We start from the raw sequence: 16,657 nt of genomic DNA, 5'->3' as shown, positions 1-16,657 counted from the left end.
ACGGATGACGCGCGACGCCTTCGACCTGGCCTCCATCGGCGCCGGCCTCTCGTTCGCAGACGCGCTCGACGAGCTCTCCGCTGCCCTGGACACCAGCGGATCGGTCGTCGTGACTGCGCCCCCGGGAACCGGCAAGACCACCCTCGTGCCTCCGCTCCTCGCCTCACGAAGCTCCGGTCGCGTGATCGTCACCCAGCCGCGCCGGGTCGCCGCGCGCGCAGCCGCTCGCCGCCTCGCGCAGCTCGACGGATCGTCTCTCGGAGCCCGGGTGGGTTTCACCGTCCGCGGCGAGCGCACGGCAGGGCCGGACACGAGGATCGAATTCGTCACGGCCGGCGTCCTCCTGCGACGGATGCTCGACGACCCGGGGCTCGAGGGCGTCGACGGCGTCATCATCGATGAGGTGCACGAGCGCGCCCTGGAGACCGACCTCCTCATCGGTCTGCTTTCCGAGGTCCGCGAGCTGCGGGATGACCTCGTCGTCGTCGCGATGTCCGCCACGCTCGACGCCGCCCGGATCGCCGCCGTCATCGGCACCGAGACGTCTCCCGCGCCGATCGTCGAGCATGACGTCCCCGCCTTCCCCCTCATCGAGCGGTGGGCGCCGAGTCCCGTACCCCGCCTCGACGAGTGGGGCGTCACTCGGGGATTCCTCGATCACGTCGCGAGCGTGGCGACCGCGGCCGCCGGCGACCTGCTGCACGAGGACCCCGGCTCCGACGTGCTCGTCTTCGCCCCTGGCGCTCGCGAGGTGTCGGAGATCGCTCGACGCGTCCGGGCTCTGAGCGACACGTTCGACGTGAGGGAGCTACACGGCCAGCTCCCTCCCGCGGAACAGGATGCCGTGATCCGCGGGCGCAGACCGGAAGACCTCCCCCGCATCATCGTCACCACGTCGCTCGCCGAGTCCTCTCTCACGGTGCCTGGCGTCCGGCTGGTCGTGGACAGCTGCTTGTCACGGCAGCCGCAGCGCGACGCCGCCCGGGGTATGACGGGCCTCGTGACCACTGCCGCTTCCCGTTCCTCGTGCGTTCAGCGGGCAGGGCGCGCCACGCGGCAGGGCCCCGGCACGGTCGTCCGCTGCGTCGACGAGCGCACCTACGCCGCGGCTCCCGCTCGTCCGTCGCCGGAGATCGCGACGGCCGACCTTGCCGCCGCGGCCCTTCTCCTCGCGTGCTGGGGCGCCCCGGGCGGAGCTGGCCTTCGCCTGATCGAGCCGCTGCGCGCCGACAGCCTCGCCGAGGCCGTCACCGTGCTCCGCAGTCTCGGCGCGGTCGACGATGACGGTCGCGCCACACCGGAGGGCCGGGTGTTGGCGCGCGTCCCGACCGATCCGCGGCTGGCCAGGGCGTTGCGGGACGGCGGCCCTGTGGTGGGGAGCCGGCTCGCCGCCGAGGTCGTGGCGCTTCTGGGCGGCGATCAGCGCGTCCCGGATGTCGACGTCGCCCACGCGATCGTCGCGCTGCGGGGCGGAGGGACTGCGGAGTCGCGCCGCTGGCGCGAGGAGGCACGTCGGCTGGAACGCCTGATCGAGCCGACGCCCGACACGCGCCCGGGGGTGGACGGCGCCGGTCTCGTGATCGCGCTGGCATTCCCGGAACGCGTCGCCCGCCGCGTCGAACGCACAGGTTCGGGAGCCACCTTCCTGCTGGCTTCGGGCACGCGGGCCGGAGTGCACGGCTCTCTCGCCGCCGCGGAATGGCTCGCCGTAGCCGACGTCTCACGGGCCTCCTCCCGGGCGGCGGCCGGTACCGGTGCCGTCATCCGCGCTGCGGCGGCCCTCACCGAGGAGCAGGTGGAGCGTGCGGCTGATCATCTCGTGAGCGACCGCGTCGAGGCCGAGTTCGTGGGAGGACGCGTGCAAGCCCGCCGTGAGCGGCGCATCGGTGCGATCCTGCGCTCCTCGGTGCCGGTGCGAGCAGCAGCCTCGGAAGGTCGCGATGCCGTGGGCCGAGCGCTCCGACGCGACGGGCTCGGCATGTTCACCTGGTCCGAAGGGGCGGATGCCTTGCGCCGCCGGCTCGCGCTGTTGCGACGCGAGCTCGGCGAGCCCTGGCCCGACGTGTCGGATGCCGGATTGGTCGACGCACTCGACGCCTGGCTGGCGCCGGAACTCGACGCCCTCGCGGCGGGAGCGCCCGCGAGCCGACTGGACCTCACGTCTGCTCTGCGCCGTCTCCTGCCCTGGCCCGATGCGGTGAACCTCGATGCGCTCGTCCCGGAGCGGCTCGAGGTCCCCAGCGGGTCCCGCGTGCGCATCAGGTATCCGGAGTCCGACGACGACCCGGCCGCTCGGCCCGTCGTCGCGGTGAAGCTGCAGGAGTGCTTCGGTTGGGCGGAGACTCCGCGGCTCGTGGATGGACGTGTGCCCGTGCTCTTCCATCTGTTGTCGCCGGCCGGGCGGCAGCTCGCCGTGACCGACGACCTGGCCTCGTTCTGGTCCGGCCCCTACGCCCAGGTACGAGCCGAGATGCGCGGTCGCTACCCCCGGCACCCCTGGCCGGAGGATCCCTGGGCCGCGGTACCGACGAAGCACACCAAGAACCGCGCCGCGCGCTGACCCCCAGTCAGACGTCCGACTCAGCGCGTGCGCCGGCGGAGGGTGAGGGCGGCGAGCATCAGGGCGCCGACCGCGAAGGCCGCGACGATGAGCAGCGGACCGAAGACGTCCTCGCCCTCGTCCCCCGCCGCGACCGCGTTGATCGTGTCGATGGCGTAGCTGAGGGGCAGCCAGTCGGAGATCGCATGCAGCACGTCGGGCATCTGGTCGCGCGGCATGAAGAGACCACCGAGGATGATCTGCGGGAACACCAGGAGCGGCATGAACTGCACCGCCTGGAACTCGGTCTGCGCGAACGCGCTCGCCAGCAGGCCCAGTGCCGTGCCGAGCAGAGCGTCCACCACGGCGACGAGCCCCAGTTGCCACAGCGGTCCGTCGACCTCGAGTCCGCACACCCCGACCGCGAACGACACGGTGATCACCGCCTGCACCAGCGCCATCAGGCCGAACGCGAGCGCGTAGCCGAGAATGAAGTCGGCCTTCCCCAGCGGCGTGGTCATCAGCCGTTCGAGCGTGCCGGAACGACGTTCGCGCAAGGTGGTGATCGACGTGATGAGGAACATCACGATGAAAGGGAACAGGGCCAGGATCGCCCCGCCGAACTGGTCGAACACACCGTCCTGGTCGCTGAACAGCCAGGCGAAGAGGCCGACGAGCAGACTCGGCGCGATGAGCATCAGGGCGATGGACCGCGGATCGTGCCGAAGCTGGGTGAGCACGCGGCCGGCGGTCGCGAGAAGCCGTCCGCTGTTCATCCGTCGGCCTCCTCATGCCGTTCTCGGCGCGCTCGTCGCGTGTTTCCGATGCCGGCGACCGCGTCGCGTTCGATCAGGGTCAGGAACGCGGTCTCGGCGTCGGTCGCTCCCGTGTCGGCGAGCAGAGAGGACGGAGTCGTGTCGGCGATGATCCGACCGTCCCGCATCAGCAGCAGCCGGTCGCAGCGCACTGCCTCGTCCATCACATGGCTCGAAACGATGAGCGTCACACCTCGATCGGCGAGGCCGCGGAACAGGGTCCACAGTTCGGCGCGCAGTACCGGGTCGAGCCCGACGGTTGGCTCGTCGAGCACGATGAGCTCGGGGGATCCGAGCAGCGCCACCGCGAGCGAGACCCGTGTCGCCTGACCACCGCTCAGCGAGTCGACGCGCTGCCCCGCCTGTGCGTCGAGACCGACCTCTCGGATGACCCGATCGACGTCGCCCCTCGGCGCCTTCACGAGCGCCGAGAAGTACGAGAGGTTCTGCCGCACGCTGAGATCGCCGTAGACCGACGCGCCCTGCGTGCCGTAGGCCACTCGATGCCGCAGCGAGCGCGAACCGCCCGGCTCGCCCAGGACCGTGACGTCGCCGGACGCGATCCGCTGCACCCCGACGATCGATCGCATGAGCGTGGTCTTGCCACACCCCGAGGGGCCCAGGAGGCCCGTGATCTGGCCGCGCGGGATGCTCAGGTCGACGCCGTCGAATACGTGTGTGGCGCCACGCCGCACCCGCAGCTGCGCGATCTCGACGGCCGCGTTATTCATCATGCGATGAATTATCCGCCTCGGCCCTCGCCCGGTCAACGGCGTCTTTCGGCCGGCACGATCTCGGAGCACCGGATCGACACGCCTCGATAGGCGCAGGGCGATGGCCGAGGTCCCCGAAGAATGCCCCGCGGATGGTGGGGTTCAGCCGAAGAGATAGCGCTGGACGGTGGGCCCGACACGGTGGACGAGCTCATCGACGGATGCTCCGGTGAGCGGGGGAAGCCGCAACACGTAGCGGCCGATGAGCATGCCGGCGATCTGCGAAGCGACGAGTGCCGCGCGGAGGTCGGCGTCCTCGACGTCGAGGCGGCGCGCCACGCGGGTGAGCAGTTCGCGCGAGAGGAAGCCCGCGAGCAGGGGCGTCGTCAGCGGGCTTCCGACCGCCGTGCGCAGGAGAAGCACGCCGCGGCGGCGGACGTCGGGGGTCTCGAAGGCGTCGAGCACGTAGCGCACGAGCCGTGTTCCAGCCTCTTGTTTCGGGCCGGCGAGGATCTCAGGGACGTCGAGGTCGGGTCGCAACGGGATGCCTGCGACCTCGGCGAACAGGTCCGCCTTGGTGCCGAAGTAGTGGTGGACGAGGGCGGAGTCGACCCCGGCGCGGGCAGCGATGGACCGCACCGTGGCGCCGTCGTACCCCTGCTCGCCGAACTCGTCGACGGCGGCGGAGACGATGCGCTCCCGGGAGTCGGTGCCTCCGCGCGGGCGTCCGCGTCGTCTCGGCGCCCTCTGCTCGGTCATGCCCGCCAGCCTACGACTCCGCGGCTCCCCGTTCGTCCTCGAGCAGGTGCCGCAGGTACCGCTGCGGCGCGCCGAGGAACGAGCGCCAGTGCGCCACGATCTCCAGGTCTTCCCAGGCGGCAGGGCGGAACCCCCACTCGCCGACCTCCAGGATCCTTGCACCGGGGAGGGCCGCGAGAACCGGGGAGTGTGTCGCGCACAGTACCTGGCCGCCCTCCTCCGCGATGCGCTGCAGCACCGCGATCAGCGTGAGGGTCGAGTGGAACGACAGGGCGGCCTCCGGCTCGTCGAGGCAGTAGAAGCCCGGGTCGTCGAAGCGGCTGTCGAGCAGGGCGAGGAACGACTCTCCGTGGCTCATCTCATGGAAAGGCACGTCGCCGCGCAGGGAGGGGTTGTCTTCGAGGTACGTGTAGAACGAGTGCATCGTCTCCGCCCGCAGGAAGAATCCCCAGCGACTGGAGCCCACGCCGCGCTGGAGTCGCAGCCAATCGGACAACGGCGACTCGGTCGCCCGTGTGGTGTGCCGAGCCTGCCGGGAACCGCCCTCCGGGGAGAGGCCGTACGCGATCGCGATGCCCTCGACGAGAGTGGACTTCCCACTGCCGTTCTCGCCGACGAGGAACGTCACCCCCGGTTCCAGGTCCAGCCCCTCCCTCAGCAGTTGGGCGACCGCGGGGATGCTCGTCGGCCACGTCCCGCCCGGGGCCGGCGCCTCCTCGTTCGGCCGCACCGCGACGACCGGTTGCTGCCGCATATGGCTCTCCCCTCTCGGTCGATCCACCCCTGTGCGCGCCTCCCACCCCTTCTCGTGCGCACGCAACGGGCCGGAGTGCACCGAAGGGGGTGGGTCGGCACCGTCAGCACTCGATGACGTTCACCGCCAGGCCGCCCTCGCTGGTCTCCTTGTACTTCGTCGACATGTCCACGCCGGTCTGGCGCATCGTCTCGACCACCGCGTCCAGCGAGACGTAGTGACTGCCGTCACCGCGGAGGGCGAGGCGCGCAGCCGTCACGGCGGTCGAGGCGGCGATCGCGTTGCGCTCGATGCACGGGATCTGGACGAGTCCGCCGATCGGATCACACGTGAGGCCGAGGTGATGCTCCATCGCGATCTCCGCGGCGTTCTCGATCTGACGGTTCGTGCCGCCCATCACCGCCGTGAGCCCACCCGCCGCCATCGCGCACGCCGACCCGACCTCGGCCTGACAGCCGCCCTCGGCACCGGAGATCGAGGCGTTCGCCTTGAACAGGGACCCGAGGGCCGTGGCGGTGAGCAGAAACCGTCGGATGCCGCGGCGTCGATTGGCCTCCGCGATCCCGGCCTCCTCACCGTCGAGAGCGGCTGCAGCCGGCGAAGCGCTGTCGAACCCCAGAAGGGCGCTGCCGACGAGCTCCCCGTACGGCGTCACTGCGTTCCCGGCGCCGAGGCCGGAGTCGGCGAGGAAGCGCCACCAGTACATGGCCACCGCGGGGAGGATCCCGGCCGCACCGTTCGTGGGGGCCGTGACGACGCGGCCGCCCGCGGCGTTCTCCTCGTTCACGGCCAGCGCGAACGCTCCGAGCCACTCGCCGGGCAGCTCTCGGTGCCCGTCGGCCTCGACGGCTTCGAGCTGCGCGCGGATCGTGCCGGCGCGGCGTTTCACCTGCAGCATGCCCGGGAGGACGCCGTCGGCATGGAGCCCCGCGTCCACGCAGCCGGACATCGCGTCCCAGATGGCATCGAGGCCGGCGGCGACCTCCTCCTCGCTCCGCAGCGCGGTCTCATTGCGTCGGGCGACCTCCGCGATGGACAGTCCGAGCTCATCGCACAGCGCGAGCAACGAGGCGGCATCGGTGTACGGATGCGGGAAAGCGCCGGTGGAGAGCTGTGCCGCCTCGCCCTCGCGCCGGATGAACCCGCCACCGATCGAGTAGTACGTCTGCTCGACGAGCGTGCGGTCGTCGCCGTCGCGCGCGATGAGCGTCATGGCGTTCGGGTGACCGGGGAGGCGAGTGCGGGGAGCGAACACGATGTCGTCCTTCTGGAACGGCACCGCGTGGGCGTTGTCGATCCGCAGCGGCTCACCGTCCGGGTACGCGGCCCACGCCGCGCGGACCGCTGCCGGGTCACAGGTCTCCGGAGCGAGGCCTCGGAGGCCCGCGACCACCGCATCCGGGGTGCCGTGACCGATGCCCGTGGCCCCGAGCGAGCCGTACAGCGTGCATTCCACGCGGTCGACGCGGCTGAGCTCACCCGAGGCGGAGAGCCGCCGCGCGAAGTCGAGTGCCGCTCGCATGGGTCCCACGGTGTGCGAGCTGGACGGGCCGACGCCGATGGAGAAGAGGTCGAAGGCCGAGACGTACGCTGTCACCCCTCCAGGCTACGCCGACTTCCCCAAACCGGTTCACCGGGATTAACCGCGGGACGTCGGCCTCGCGTCAAGCCCCTTCATCTCCCGATGAGGGGGAGACACCCTGGAAAGACGACAGCGCAGAAAGGGACGATCATGACAGACAGCACTCCCGAACCCACCGCGAACGACGAGCTCTCGCCCGAGGCACAGACACCCACGCCGACGCCGGCGTCCGACACCACGCAGGGCGAGGCGACGACACCCGAACAGGCCGACTCCCCCGAGGACGCCGACCCCGCCGAGGTGCCGAGCACCGAGGAGCTGGAGGAGCCGAGCACCGAGAAGACCCCGGGCGAGGAGCCCAAGGCGCCGAAGCGTGACGACCCGCAGCCGGACCACGAGGCGGTCGGCATCGGCGTCGTCGGGCAGCCCCAGGTCGGCGAGAACGGCGACACCGAAGACTGACCGCACCGAGGGACCGCGGCGCCACCGGCCCCGCGCCCGGCTTACTCGACGAGCTTGCCGGTGGTGTCAACGTCCCTCATGAGTTCGGCGATCTCGGCGGGGATCGCCGGGATCTCCTCTCGGCTGACGCCCTGAGTGGGTGACCACACGAGGTTAACCTGCAGGGTGGGGTCGGTGTCCGGGAAGTCGCTCCGGTTGTGGCATCCCCGCGTCTCGCGACGCTCGCGCGCCGCCTCCAGGGTGGCCCGCGCAGCGAGCGCCGAGGCCTTGAGGTCGAATGCGTGCGCGAGGTCCTGGAAGCCGGCGATGTCCGGGTGGATACCGATGTCCTCCATCCGTCCCTCGATCATGTCGAGGTCCGCAAGGCCGGCCTTGAGCCCCTCCTCCGACCGCACCACCCCCGCGTACTCCGTCATGAGGTTGCGGATCGCGCGCTGCAGCGCCCGGACGTTCTCCCGGCCCTCGGCGGCGAGAAGGTCGTCGATCTCGGCTCGGGCGGCCGCGACGGCGTCAGCCGACCGGCGCTGTGCATCGAGCCCCGCGGCGTGCGCCATGGCGGCCTGCCCGACGATCCGGCCGTAGACGAGCAGCTCGATGAGCGAGTTCCCGCCGAGACGATTCGCCCCGTGGAGGCCACTCGACGCCTCCCCGATCGCATACAGCCCCTCGACGTCAGTCTGGTGATCGTCGGGGCGCACCCAGACGCCGCCCATCGAGTAGTGCGCAGTCGGGGCGATCTCGATCGGCTCCGCCGTGATGTCGAGCATCTGCAGCTCCATCATCGTCTGGTAGACCCGGGGAAGCCGGGTCATGATCGTCTCGCGGGGCAGGTGCGACACGTCGAGCCAGACGCCGCCGTTCGTCGTGCCTCGACCCTCCTGGATCTCGGTGTACGCGGCGAGGGCGACCCTGTCGCGCGTCGACAGCTCCATCCGCTCGGGGTCGTATCTCTCCATGAAGCGCTCACCGAGCGCGTTGCGGAGGATGCCGCCCTCGCCGCGCGCGGCTTCCGAGATGAGGGTGCCCGCGGCGTTCTCCGGCTCGATGATGCCGGACGGGTGGAACTGCACGAGCTCGGGGTCGCGGAGCCGTGCCCCCGCGTCGACCGCGAGCCGGAAGGAGTCTCCGGTGTTCTCGTCGCGCCGCGACGACGTGCGACGCCAGATGCGGTTGTGCCCGCCCGCGGCGAGGATCACCGCGTCGGCGTGGATGAGGTAGCGCGTGCCGTCCGCCTGATCGAACCCGTACGCGCCGAAGACCACGTTGTCGCGCACCAGCAGACGCGTGATGTAGACGTTGTCGAGGATGGGAACCTCGAGCTGCTCGGCACGGGCCACCAGCGTGCGCTGGATCTCGAGGCCGGTGTAGTCGCCGGCGAACGCCGTACGCCGGTAGGTGTGCGCCCCGAAGAAGCGCTGGGAGATGCGGCCATCGCCTTCGCGCGCGAAGTCCATGCCCCAGCGCTCGAGGTCGCGGATGCCGCGCTCGGCGCCCTGGGTGACGATCTGCACCGTGTGGGGGTTCGCGAGGAGATAGCTCTCCTTGATCGTGTCGGCCGCGTGCTGCTGCCAGCTGTCCTCGGCGTCCATCGTGCCGAGGGCCGCATTGATACCGCCGGCCGCGAGCGATGTATGGGCGTCCTGCCGCGGGCGCTTGCCGACGGCGAGCACGTCGACGCCGTGTTCGGCGACCTCGATCGCGGCACGGAGTCCGGAGCCGCCCGTGCCGATCACGAGCACCGTGGTGGAGATCTGTCGTTCGGGTGCATTCATGCCTTCGACGGTAGTTAGGCGATCCTAATTACTCCAATGCATAGTTCGTCTGGAAACCATGCGGGTACGCTATGGATATGAACCTCGAGCAGCTCCGCGGGTTCGTCGAAGTCGCCCGCCTCGGACATTTCACCCGCGCCTCCGAGCACCTTCACCTCGCTCAGCCGTCGCTGAGCCGCCAGATCTCGACCCTGGAGCGGGAACTCGGGGCCGAACTGTTCCATCGCGCGCGGGGTCACATCGCCCTGACCGCCGCCGGCGAGACGCTCCTGCCCCGCGCGCAGCGGATGCTCGCCGAGGCGGATGCCATCCGCGACGAAGTGGCCGAACTCGCCGGGCTCCGCCGTGGCCGTGTGCGACTGGGGGCCCCGCCGACCCTGTGCATCAGCCTCGTGGCCGAAGCGCTGAGCACGTTCCACGCGGCCCACCCCGGCATCGACCTGCACCTCACCGAGGGCGGCTCGCGCCTGCTCGTCGAACAGCTCGCCGTCGGTGCGGTCGACATCGCCCTCGTCACCCAGTCCGAGGGTCCGGTGCCGGCCGGAGTCAGCCTCACGCACGTCCCGCTGCTCGCGGAGGAACTCGTGGTGATCTCATCGGCGGCCGCACCCCCGGTGACCCACGGCCCGTCCGTGAGCCTGGCGCATCTCGCCACCCTCCCCCTCATCCAGTTCGACGAGAGCTACGAGCTCCGGGCTGCGATGGACGCCGCCTTCCGAGCCGCCGACCTCACCCCGACGCTCGCGCTCGAAGGCGCCGAGATGGACGCCGTACTGCGCTTCGTCGAAAGGGGCGTCGGCGTGGCGGTGGTCCCCGCGATGGTGCTCTACGAACGCCCGGCGCTGCGGTCCACCCGTCTGACGCATCCGGCGATGTCCCGGACGATCAGCCTCGCCCATCGCTCGGACGTCACCCCCGCGGTCGCGGTCGCCGCGATGCGCACAGCCATCGTGTCCACGGCGGCCGAGCTCGCCGAGCGCGACCCCGCCATCACGAGCCTGCTCTGATCGAAGCACCCTCCCGGGACAGCGAAAACCCCCGCCGCTTCCGCGACGGGGGTTTCCGTACTGTCTCAACACAGTGTGCGCCTCGAGGGACTCGAACCCCCAACCTTCTGATCCGTAGTCAGATGCTCTATCCATTGAGCTAGAGGCGCAGGACCCGCGGTGCGTTACCGCTCAGCGGGCCGACGACCAGCCTACAACAGTCGAGACAGGAAAGCGAAACGAGGGCTCACTCGCCCTTCGCGGCCGCCTTCTCCTGCTTCTTCCGCCGCTTCTCCTTCGCTCTCTGCTGCGACGAGAGTGCCTGCAGGTCGACCAGCCGCAGCGCCTGCATGCGGGCCTCGCGCATGCGGCCGTAGTCCGGATCCTGGTCCGGCCGCATTCCCTCGACGCGCAGCCGGCGGTCGAGATTGTGCCGCACGTCCGCCCACGCCGCCGCGCGCGCCTCTTCGACGATGCTCTCGAGCTGAGGCCGGTCGTCCATCATCTCGCGCAGGCGCTGCGCGACGCCGAGCGACTGCTTGGCTCGCCGCCGCAGGTTGCGCACGTCGCGGTCCCGGTAGTCGTGCGTGCCGACCGGGTCCGAATGCCGGCCACGGGCACGCTTCCGCAGAGCCGTGACGGTCGCGGCGGCCTCCTCGGACTCCTCGGCCATCGCCGCCAGCGCAGCCCTCGCGTCCTCGACGTACTTGTCGAGGTCGAAGACGCCGTCCTCCGCGATGGTGCCGATGAGGATGTGATTCTTCACGGCGAGGCGCGCAGCGGCCGTCGCGATCGCGACGCCTTCGGCGATGGCATCCGCAGTCCGTCCCACCGGCACCTCCTTCCGTCGAGCGTACCGGTATCGATGCCGAGCAGTCTCGGCCGGAACGGCTCGGGATCAGCATGCCGCACGCGTCCGACATCGGCACGCGGGCGCGGGGCGCGGCGGCTCAGCGGACGACGCCGACCCAGATGCCGGACGCCCACGTCTGCTGCTCGCCGGAGCACCCCACCGATCCGGGGAAGCCCCGGACGACGGCCATGCAGTTGGCGAGGAACTCCGGGTCTCCCCCGAACATCGCCGCATAGGTGTTCGACGCGGTGAGTGGGCCCCAGACGCGGAACTGATAGATGTGCGCGAGCTCATGCGCCATCGCCCAGTTCAGTCGCCCGTCGCTCCACCCCGTGATGTCGGCGCGGTACTTGATGTAACCGTTGCTGTTGGCGCAGGCGGGAGCGGTGCCCCCCGCGCACGACGACGACTCGTACAGGCCGACGCCCCCGCCGCCCACCCGGTCGAGAGCCGCCCGCACTCGCGCGTAGCCGCCCGGGCCGCTCGACGACCACGGCGCGCCACCGGAGCCGGCGAGCTGCGCGGCCTGCCAGCCCGCGACCTCTGTGCCGACCTTCTGCGTGAGCGCTCGGAGCGTCGCCGTCGCCGCGACCACGGTGTCGGGGTCGGTACGCTCCGTCCGCACCGCCTCCTGGGCCGAGCGCGCCGACGCGACCTGCACCGCCGTGTCGACTTTGCCGTCGGCGGTGCGCAGGGCTGCCGCCAGGGTGGAGAGCTCGTCGATGAACGCGGGACGCACCGCGAGCACCGCCGCTCGATCGGCCGTGTCCTCCTCGGCCTGCGCGATGGCGCCCGAGAGGTGATCGGTGCGCTGGGCAGCGCTGTGAGAACGGTCCGCGATGACGGCGAGCTCGGCCATGGCCTCTGCCCGCTCGCCCTCCAGCCCCTCGGCTTTCGCGGCCGCTGCGGCCGCGAGCAGCACGGCCGCCGTCGCGGTCACCGCCAGCACCCGACGGATCACTTCAGGAAGCCCGTCGTGTCCGACAATTCCGCGTCCTGCGCCGCGATCCGTAACCGGAGGTCGGTGAGCCGCTCCGCCAAGGCGAGGTTCTCGCTCTGCGACTCCTCGAGCATCTGTTCGATCCGCGCGATCTCCGCTTTCACGGCCGCGACATCGCCGGCGCGCGCCTGGTCGGCCACCACGACGAGAGCGGCACCACCGAGCAGGAGGATCCCTCCGACGGTGACAGCAAGACCTCGCATCTCGCTCCCCAGAACAACACGAACAGACCGGACGGACTCTGACCGGACAAGGATACAACCGCCGCGCTGCCCATCGGGGGCGTCTTCGCGGAGCGAAGCTGCCTCAGCGCTCGGCGGTGCGGGCCAACCGACGCTCGGCTGCCGACTGCCCACTCGACAGATGCGCCGGGACGATCCGGCGCAGGGCCTCAGCGTCGCGCGCGGCGACGGCCTCGAGGATGACCCGATGTTCGTCCGCCATCGCCTCCAGGTCGTCGTGTTGGCCGAACAACCATCGCAGCCGGGTCAGGAACACGGCGATGAGCTCACCGAGCATCTCGTTGCCCGCCAAGCCGACGGCGACCTCATGGAACGTCGCCGCCGCCGTGCGCGCCGCCTCGGCATCACCGGACCGGGCGGCTTCCGCCTCGCGTTCGTAGGCGTCACGCAGCCGCGCGAGCCCGGCCGCGTCGTGCCGCTCGGCCGCGAACACGAAGATGAGGGTCTCGATCGCTTCCCGCACCTCGGCGAAGTCGCGGATGTCGTCGTGCGTGAACTCCCGCACCACGGCCCAGGTACGCGGCCGCGCGACCACGACGCCCTCCGCGACCAGCGTCCGGATGGCCTCGCGCACCGGCAGACGCGACACGTTCAACTCTGCGGCGATGTCGCGCTCCACGAGACGCGACCCGGGAGCGCGCCTCCCCAGCACGATGTCGTCTCGCAGGATCCTCGTGACCCTGACCGACTCGAGTTCCCCGCCTGCCCCCACAGCCCCCCCACCATCCGGGCATTCTCCCACCCCGGCCCGGGAATGGCCAAGTTTGGTATCCCAGACCGGGGCAGGGCTCCGGCTCTCAGGGGAGGCGGTTCGCCCGCGCCAGGTTCGCCGTCAGCTCTTCCGCGTTCTGCCGCACGACGTACGCCGGACGGTCACGCTCGACGCGCCACGACTCGCTGAGCGGGCCGACATTGACCGTGTCGAAACCGGCCTCGTCGTAGAAACGGGTGACGAAGGCCACCGCCTCCGCGTCGTCTCCGGCGGTGGCCAGCGCGCGACGGTTCGGCGTACCGGCGGGGGTCCCGTCGGTGGTGATGTCGGCGGCGTAGATGTGGTTGAACGCCTTGGCGATCTTCGACTCCGGAAGCTGCGCCTGCACAAGCTCGGACGTCGTGGTCTCGCCCTTGTCGAGGGCCTCGATGTGCCCGTCGCGCTCGAAGTAGTAGTTGTTCGTGTCGAGCACGATCTTCCCGGCGAGCTGTGCGGCCGGGAGCTGATCGATCGCATGCAGCGGCACGGTGACCACGGCCACGTCCGCCGCGGCGGCCGCCTCCTCCGCCGTCGCCGCCTTCGCGTGCGGCCCCAGCTCCGCGACGAGGTCGGAGAGGGTCTCCGGTCCTCGCGAGTTCGCGATCACCACGCCATAGCCGTTCGCCACCGCCACGCGAGCGATTTGGCTGCCGATGTTGCCTGCTCCGATGATTCCGAGAGTTGTCATGCTCGGCCCAACGCCAGGCGCGCAATGCTATTCCCGGTCGAGGACCGTTTCGGACGGCGTCAGAGGCGCGTGAGCGCATCCTCCGCGGCCACCCACGCGAGCATCGCGCACTTCACCCGTGCGACATACCTCGACACACCGCCGAGCGCCGCCGCGTCGCCGAGCAGCTCCTCGTCCGGTGCGATCGTGCCCCGTGAGCGCATCGCCTCACGGAACTTCGCGATGCGCACCTCCAGCTCGTCCACGGTGAGGCCCTCGGCCAGCTCGGCGAGCAGGGACGCCGAGGCCTGGGAGATGGCACACCCGTGTCCTTCCCACGCGATCGCTTCCACCCCTCCGTCTGCGCCGCGATGCACCTGCAGGGTGATCTCGTCGCCGCACGTCGGGTTGAGCTGGTGTGACTGCGCCGGGGTCTCCTCGCGGAGCCCGTAGCCATGCGGTGTGCGCGAGTGGTCGAGGATCAGTTCCTGGTACAGACTCTGCAGGTCGCTCATGCGCCCCTCCCGAAGAACGCGATCGCCCCGGCGACCGCCTCGATGACGGCGTCCACTTCGGACGCGGTGGTGTAGAGGTAGGTACTAGCTCTGGTCGACGAGGTGACACCGAGCCTGCGGTGCAAGGGTTGCGCGCAGTGGTGGCCGACGCGGACGGCGATGCCCCGATCGTCGAGGAACTGGCCGACGTCGTGGGAGTGGATGCCGGCGACGTCGAAGCTCGCGAGCCCGACCCGTGGCAGCGCGATGCCCGCACCGAGAACCCGCACGCCCTCGATCTCACCGAGGCCGTCCACGAGGCGTCGCCCGAAGGCGGCCTCGTGCGCTGCGATGCGCTCCATGCCGACCGCGGACAGGTAGTCCACGGCGGCGGCGAGCGCGATCGCCTGCGACACCCGCTGCGTCCCGGCTTCGAAGCGCTGCGGTGCGGGCAGGTACTCGGCCTCGGTCGTCGTGACCGTCGTGATCATCGAGCCGCCGGTGAGGAACGGGGGCATCGCGGCGAGAACCTCGCGCCGGCCGTACAGGGCCCCGATGCCGGTCGGGCCGAGCATCTTGTGACCCGAGAGGACCGCGAGGTCGACGCCGAGCGCGTGGACGTCCAGCGGCAGGTGGGGGGCCGACTGGCAGGCGTCGAGCAATGTCAGGGCGCCGACCTCCCTGGCGAGGCCGACGAGGGTCTCGATCGGATTGATGACCCCGAGAACGTTCGAGACGTGGGTGAAGGCGACGAGCTTCGTGCGCTCCGAGATGAGCTCCGCGGCGACGTCGAGGCGGAGGGCTCCGTCGTCGTCGAGAGGGATGACCCGGAGGGTGGCACCGGTTCGTGCGGCGAGCTCCTGCCACGGGATGAGGTTGGCGTGATGCTCCATCTCCGTGGTGACGATCTCGTCCCCGTCGCGGAGCCGAAGGCCCGCCGCGGCGGCACCGCCCCGGCCGAGCGAGGCGTTGGAGAGCGAGTAGGCAACGAGGTTGATCGCCTCGGTGGCGTTGGATGTCCAGACGATCTCGTCGTCGTGGGCACCCACGAAGCGGGCGAGGGTCCCCCTGGCGTCCTCGAACAGTTCGGTCGCCTCGGCGGCGAGGGTGTGAGCCCCGCGGTGCACGGCGGAGTTCGCGGTGGTGGCGAAGCGGCGTTCGGCGTCGAGCACGGCCTCCGGGCGCTGCGATGTCGCGCCGGAGTCGAGGTACGCCAGGGGGTGCCCGTGCACGTGGGTGTGCAGGATCGGGAAGTCCTCGCGGATCCGCTGCACCTCGGTCTCGGTCAGCGGGGTGAACACGTCGACTCCGGGAGAAGCGCTCATCGTTCCAGTCTCCCATCTTCCGGGCGACAGGGGTCCGGCTCCGGGCGGGCACAGCCTCGGAGAGGAGGTGCTAAGACATGCGGGCGAGGCGGGCCCGTGCGATGCAGAACACCCCGTAGAGCGCGAACCCGACGCCGACCGCACCGAGGACGAGCCCGCCGAGCGGCAGTGTCAGCAGACTGTGCAGCGCGGCGTCGAGGCCGGCGGCCTTCTCGGGGTCCTGCGTCACGGCGGCGACCACGAACAGCACGCCGGTGACGCCCACCGCGATGCCCTTGCCGATGTAGCCGACGACGCCGAGCGCCATGATGCCGGGGCGGGCAGCTCCGGTCGGCACGTCGATCAGCTTGCGGAAGGAGCGCGTGATGCCGCCCACGATGAAGCCGATGCCGACGCCGATCACGCTGAGACCGATGACCACGAGCAGGACCACCCCGCCGGGGGCGGCGAGCACCACCTGACTCAGGGTCTTCGACGCCTCCTCCGACTCCGCTCGCCCGCCCACCGCGTAGACGAGCGCGAGGCCGGCGATCACGAGGTAGGTGCCGGAGATCCCGAAGAGTTTGAGGCGCTTCCCCCACTTCTTCGTCTCGGCCGGGTCGGCGGCGAGGAAGCCGCTCGCCACCTGCCACACGGCGAGCGCGAGGAGTCCGACAGCGATGGCGACCAGCAGGAGTCCGCCGATCGGGTTGTTGCGCACCTGCTGCATCGCGCCGTCCTGGTCGGCGTCGCCGGCCCCACCAGCGGCGATCGTGAGGGCGATCGCCCCGATGATGATGTGGATGACGCCGAGGACCACGAATCCCGCGCGGGCGGTCCGCCGAAACGCGGTGGAATCCTTCGCCACGCGCGCCGCATGCTTGACGGTGCTCATCCTCGAAGAGTATCCGCCGCGGCAGGCCGGGATCAGGGGGTTGCTTTGCGGATGCGCGATGAGGAAGCG

General features: G+C 70.8%; 17 protein-coding genes and 1 tRNA gene. 3 read left to right on the top strand and 15 right to left on the bottom strand.

Annotated elements, in window-relative coordinates; genetic code table 11:
- The first annotated feature begins 4 nt into the window (after nucleotides 1–4).
- Nucleotides 5–2,560 (top strand): ATP-dependent helicase HrpB, encoded by a 2,556-nt coding sequence (hrpB, locus tag FY549_RS07215; RefSeq protein ID WP_149084437.1) that lies wholly within the window; start codon nucleotides 5–7, stop codon nucleotides 2,558–2,560.
- A gap of 20 nt (nucleotides 2,561–2,580) precedes the next feature.
- Here the strand turns inward: hrpB and FY549_RS07210 are convergent, their stop codons facing one another.
- The 5 genes from FY549_RS07210 to FY549_RS07190 form a co-directional block, all read right to left on the bottom strand.
- Nucleotides 2,581–3,315: an ABC transporter permease gene (locus FY549_RS07210; protein ID WP_149084436.1), complete on the bottom strand. Its 735-nt coding sequence runs from the start codon at nucleotides 3,313–3,315 to the stop codon at nucleotides 2,581–2,583.
- Nucleotides 3,312–4,085 carry an ABC transporter ATP-binding protein gene (locus FY549_RS07205; RefSeq protein ID WP_374114495.1) on the bottom strand — a complete coding sequence of 258 codons (774 nt, stop codon included), beginning with the start codon at nucleotides 4,083–4,085 and terminating at the stop codon, nucleotides 3,312–3,314. Before FY549_RS07205 ends, FY549_RS07210 begins: the two co-directional genes overlap by 4 nt.
- A gap of 144 nt (nucleotides 4,086–4,229) precedes the next feature.
- Nucleotides 4,230–4,826 carry a TetR family transcriptional regulator gene (locus FY549_RS07200; protein WP_149084434.1) on the bottom strand — a complete coding sequence of 199 codons (597 nt, stop codon included), beginning with the start codon at nucleotides 4,824–4,826 and terminating at the stop codon, nucleotides 4,230–4,232.
- Between the two features lie 10 nt (nucleotides 4,827–4,836).
- The gene (locus tag FY549_RS07195; RefSeq protein WP_149084433.1) at nucleotides 4,837–5,580 is read right to left on the bottom strand and encodes an AAA family ATPase; all 744 of its coding nucleotides are present in this window, start codon (nucleotides 5,578–5,580) and stop codon (nucleotides 4,837–4,839) included.
- 103 nt (nucleotides 5,581–5,683) lie between these two features.
- Nucleotides 5,684–7,177, bottom strand: a complete 1,494-nt coding sequence (locus FY549_RS07190) for an L-serine ammonia-lyase, iron-sulfur-dependent, subunit alpha (RefSeq protein WP_149084432.1) — start codon at nucleotides 7,175–7,177, stop codon at nucleotides 5,684–5,686.
- Between the two features lie 135 nt (nucleotides 7,178–7,312).
- On the opposite strand from FY549_RS07190, the gene FY549_RS07185 reads away from it, so the two are divergent.
- A complete protein-coding gene (locus tag FY549_RS07185; protein WP_149084431.1) occupies nucleotides 7,313–7,624 on the top strand; it encodes a hypothetical protein in 312 nt (103 codons plus the stop codon).
- A gap of 41 nt (nucleotides 7,625–7,665) precedes the next feature.
- Here FY549_RS07185 and FY549_RS07180 read toward each other — a convergent pair whose 3' ends face one another.
- Entirely contained in the window at nucleotides 7,666–9,396 is a 1,731-nt protein-coding gene (locus tag FY549_RS07180) for an L-aspartate oxidase (RefSeq protein ID WP_149084430.1), read from the bottom strand.
- 71 nt (nucleotides 9,397–9,467) lie between these two features.
- Between FY549_RS07180 and FY549_RS07175 the strand changes: the two genes are divergently transcribed.
- Nucleotides 9,468–10,403, top strand: coding sequence for a LysR family transcriptional regulator (locus tag FY549_RS07175; RefSeq protein ID WP_187614944.1), 936 nt, complete (start codon nucleotides 9,468–9,470; stop codon nucleotides 10,401–10,403).
- Nucleotides 10,404–10,479: 76 nt separating this feature from the next.
- On the opposite strand, the gene FY549_RS07170 is transcribed toward FY549_RS07175, so the two are convergent.
- The 9 genes from FY549_RS07170 to FY549_RS07130 form a co-directional block, all read right to left on the bottom strand.
- Nucleotides 10,480–10,552: transfer RNA gene (locus FY549_RS07170), tRNA-Arg, on the bottom strand.
- 77 nt (nucleotides 10,553–10,629) lie between these two features.
- Nucleotides 10,630–11,214, bottom strand: a complete 585-nt coding sequence (locus FY549_RS07165; protein WP_149084428.1) for an asparagine synthase — start codon at nucleotides 11,212–11,214, stop codon at nucleotides 10,630–10,632.
- Nucleotides 11,215–11,332: 118 nt separating this feature from the next.
- A complete protein-coding gene (locus tag FY549_RS07160) occupies nucleotides 11,333–12,184 on the bottom strand; it encodes a hypothetical protein (RefSeq protein WP_262381148.1) in 852 nt (283 codons plus the stop codon).
- Nucleotides 12,185–12,192: 8 nt separating this feature from the next.
- Nucleotides 12,193–12,438: a hypothetical protein gene (locus FY549_RS07155; RefSeq protein ID WP_149084426.1), complete on the bottom strand. Its 246-nt coding sequence runs from the start codon at nucleotides 12,436–12,438 to the stop codon at nucleotides 12,193–12,195.
- A 103-nt stretch (nucleotides 12,439–12,541) separates the two neighbouring features.
- On the bottom strand, nucleotides 12,542–13,189 hold the full coding sequence (locus FY549_RS07150) for a GntR family transcriptional regulator (RefSeq protein ID WP_149084425.1): 648 nt from the start codon (nucleotides 13,187–13,189) through the stop codon (nucleotides 12,542–12,544).
- 85 nt (nucleotides 13,190–13,274) lie between these two features.
- Nucleotides 13,275–13,916, bottom strand: a complete 642-nt coding sequence (locus FY549_RS07145) for an NADPH-dependent F420 reductase (RefSeq protein WP_149084424.1) — start codon at nucleotides 13,914–13,916, stop codon at nucleotides 13,275–13,277.
- 59 nt (nucleotides 13,917–13,975) lie between these two features.
- Nucleotides 13,976–14,410 carry a Fe-S cluster assembly sulfur transfer protein SufU gene (sufU, locus tag FY549_RS07140; protein WP_149084423.1) on the bottom strand — a complete coding sequence of 145 codons (435 nt, stop codon included), beginning with the start codon at nucleotides 14,408–14,410 and terminating at the stop codon, nucleotides 13,976–13,978.
- The gene (locus FY549_RS07135; protein WP_149084422.1) at nucleotides 14,407–15,714 is read right to left on the bottom strand and encodes an aminotransferase class V-fold PLP-dependent enzyme; all 1,308 of its coding nucleotides are present in this window, start codon (nucleotides 15,712–15,714) and stop codon (nucleotides 14,407–14,409) included. The genes sufU and FY549_RS07135 overlap by 4 nt, the downstream gene beginning before the upstream one ends.
- A 70-nt stretch (nucleotides 15,715–15,784) precedes the next feature.
- Nucleotides 15,785–16,588 (bottom strand): DUF1206 domain-containing protein, encoded by an 804-nt coding sequence (locus tag FY549_RS07130; protein WP_149084421.1) that lies wholly within the window; start codon nucleotides 16,586–16,588, stop codon nucleotides 15,785–15,787.
- Between the last annotated feature and the right edge of the window lie 69 nt (nucleotides 16,589–16,657).

Source organism: Microbacterium sp. 1S1 (assembly GCF_008271365.1).
GTDB lineage: Bacteria > Actinomycetota > Actinomycetes > Actinomycetales > Microbacteriaceae > Microbacterium.
The sequence above is the reverse complement of the archived record's forward strand: the minus strand, read 5'-3'. Positions and strand labels throughout refer to the sequence as shown.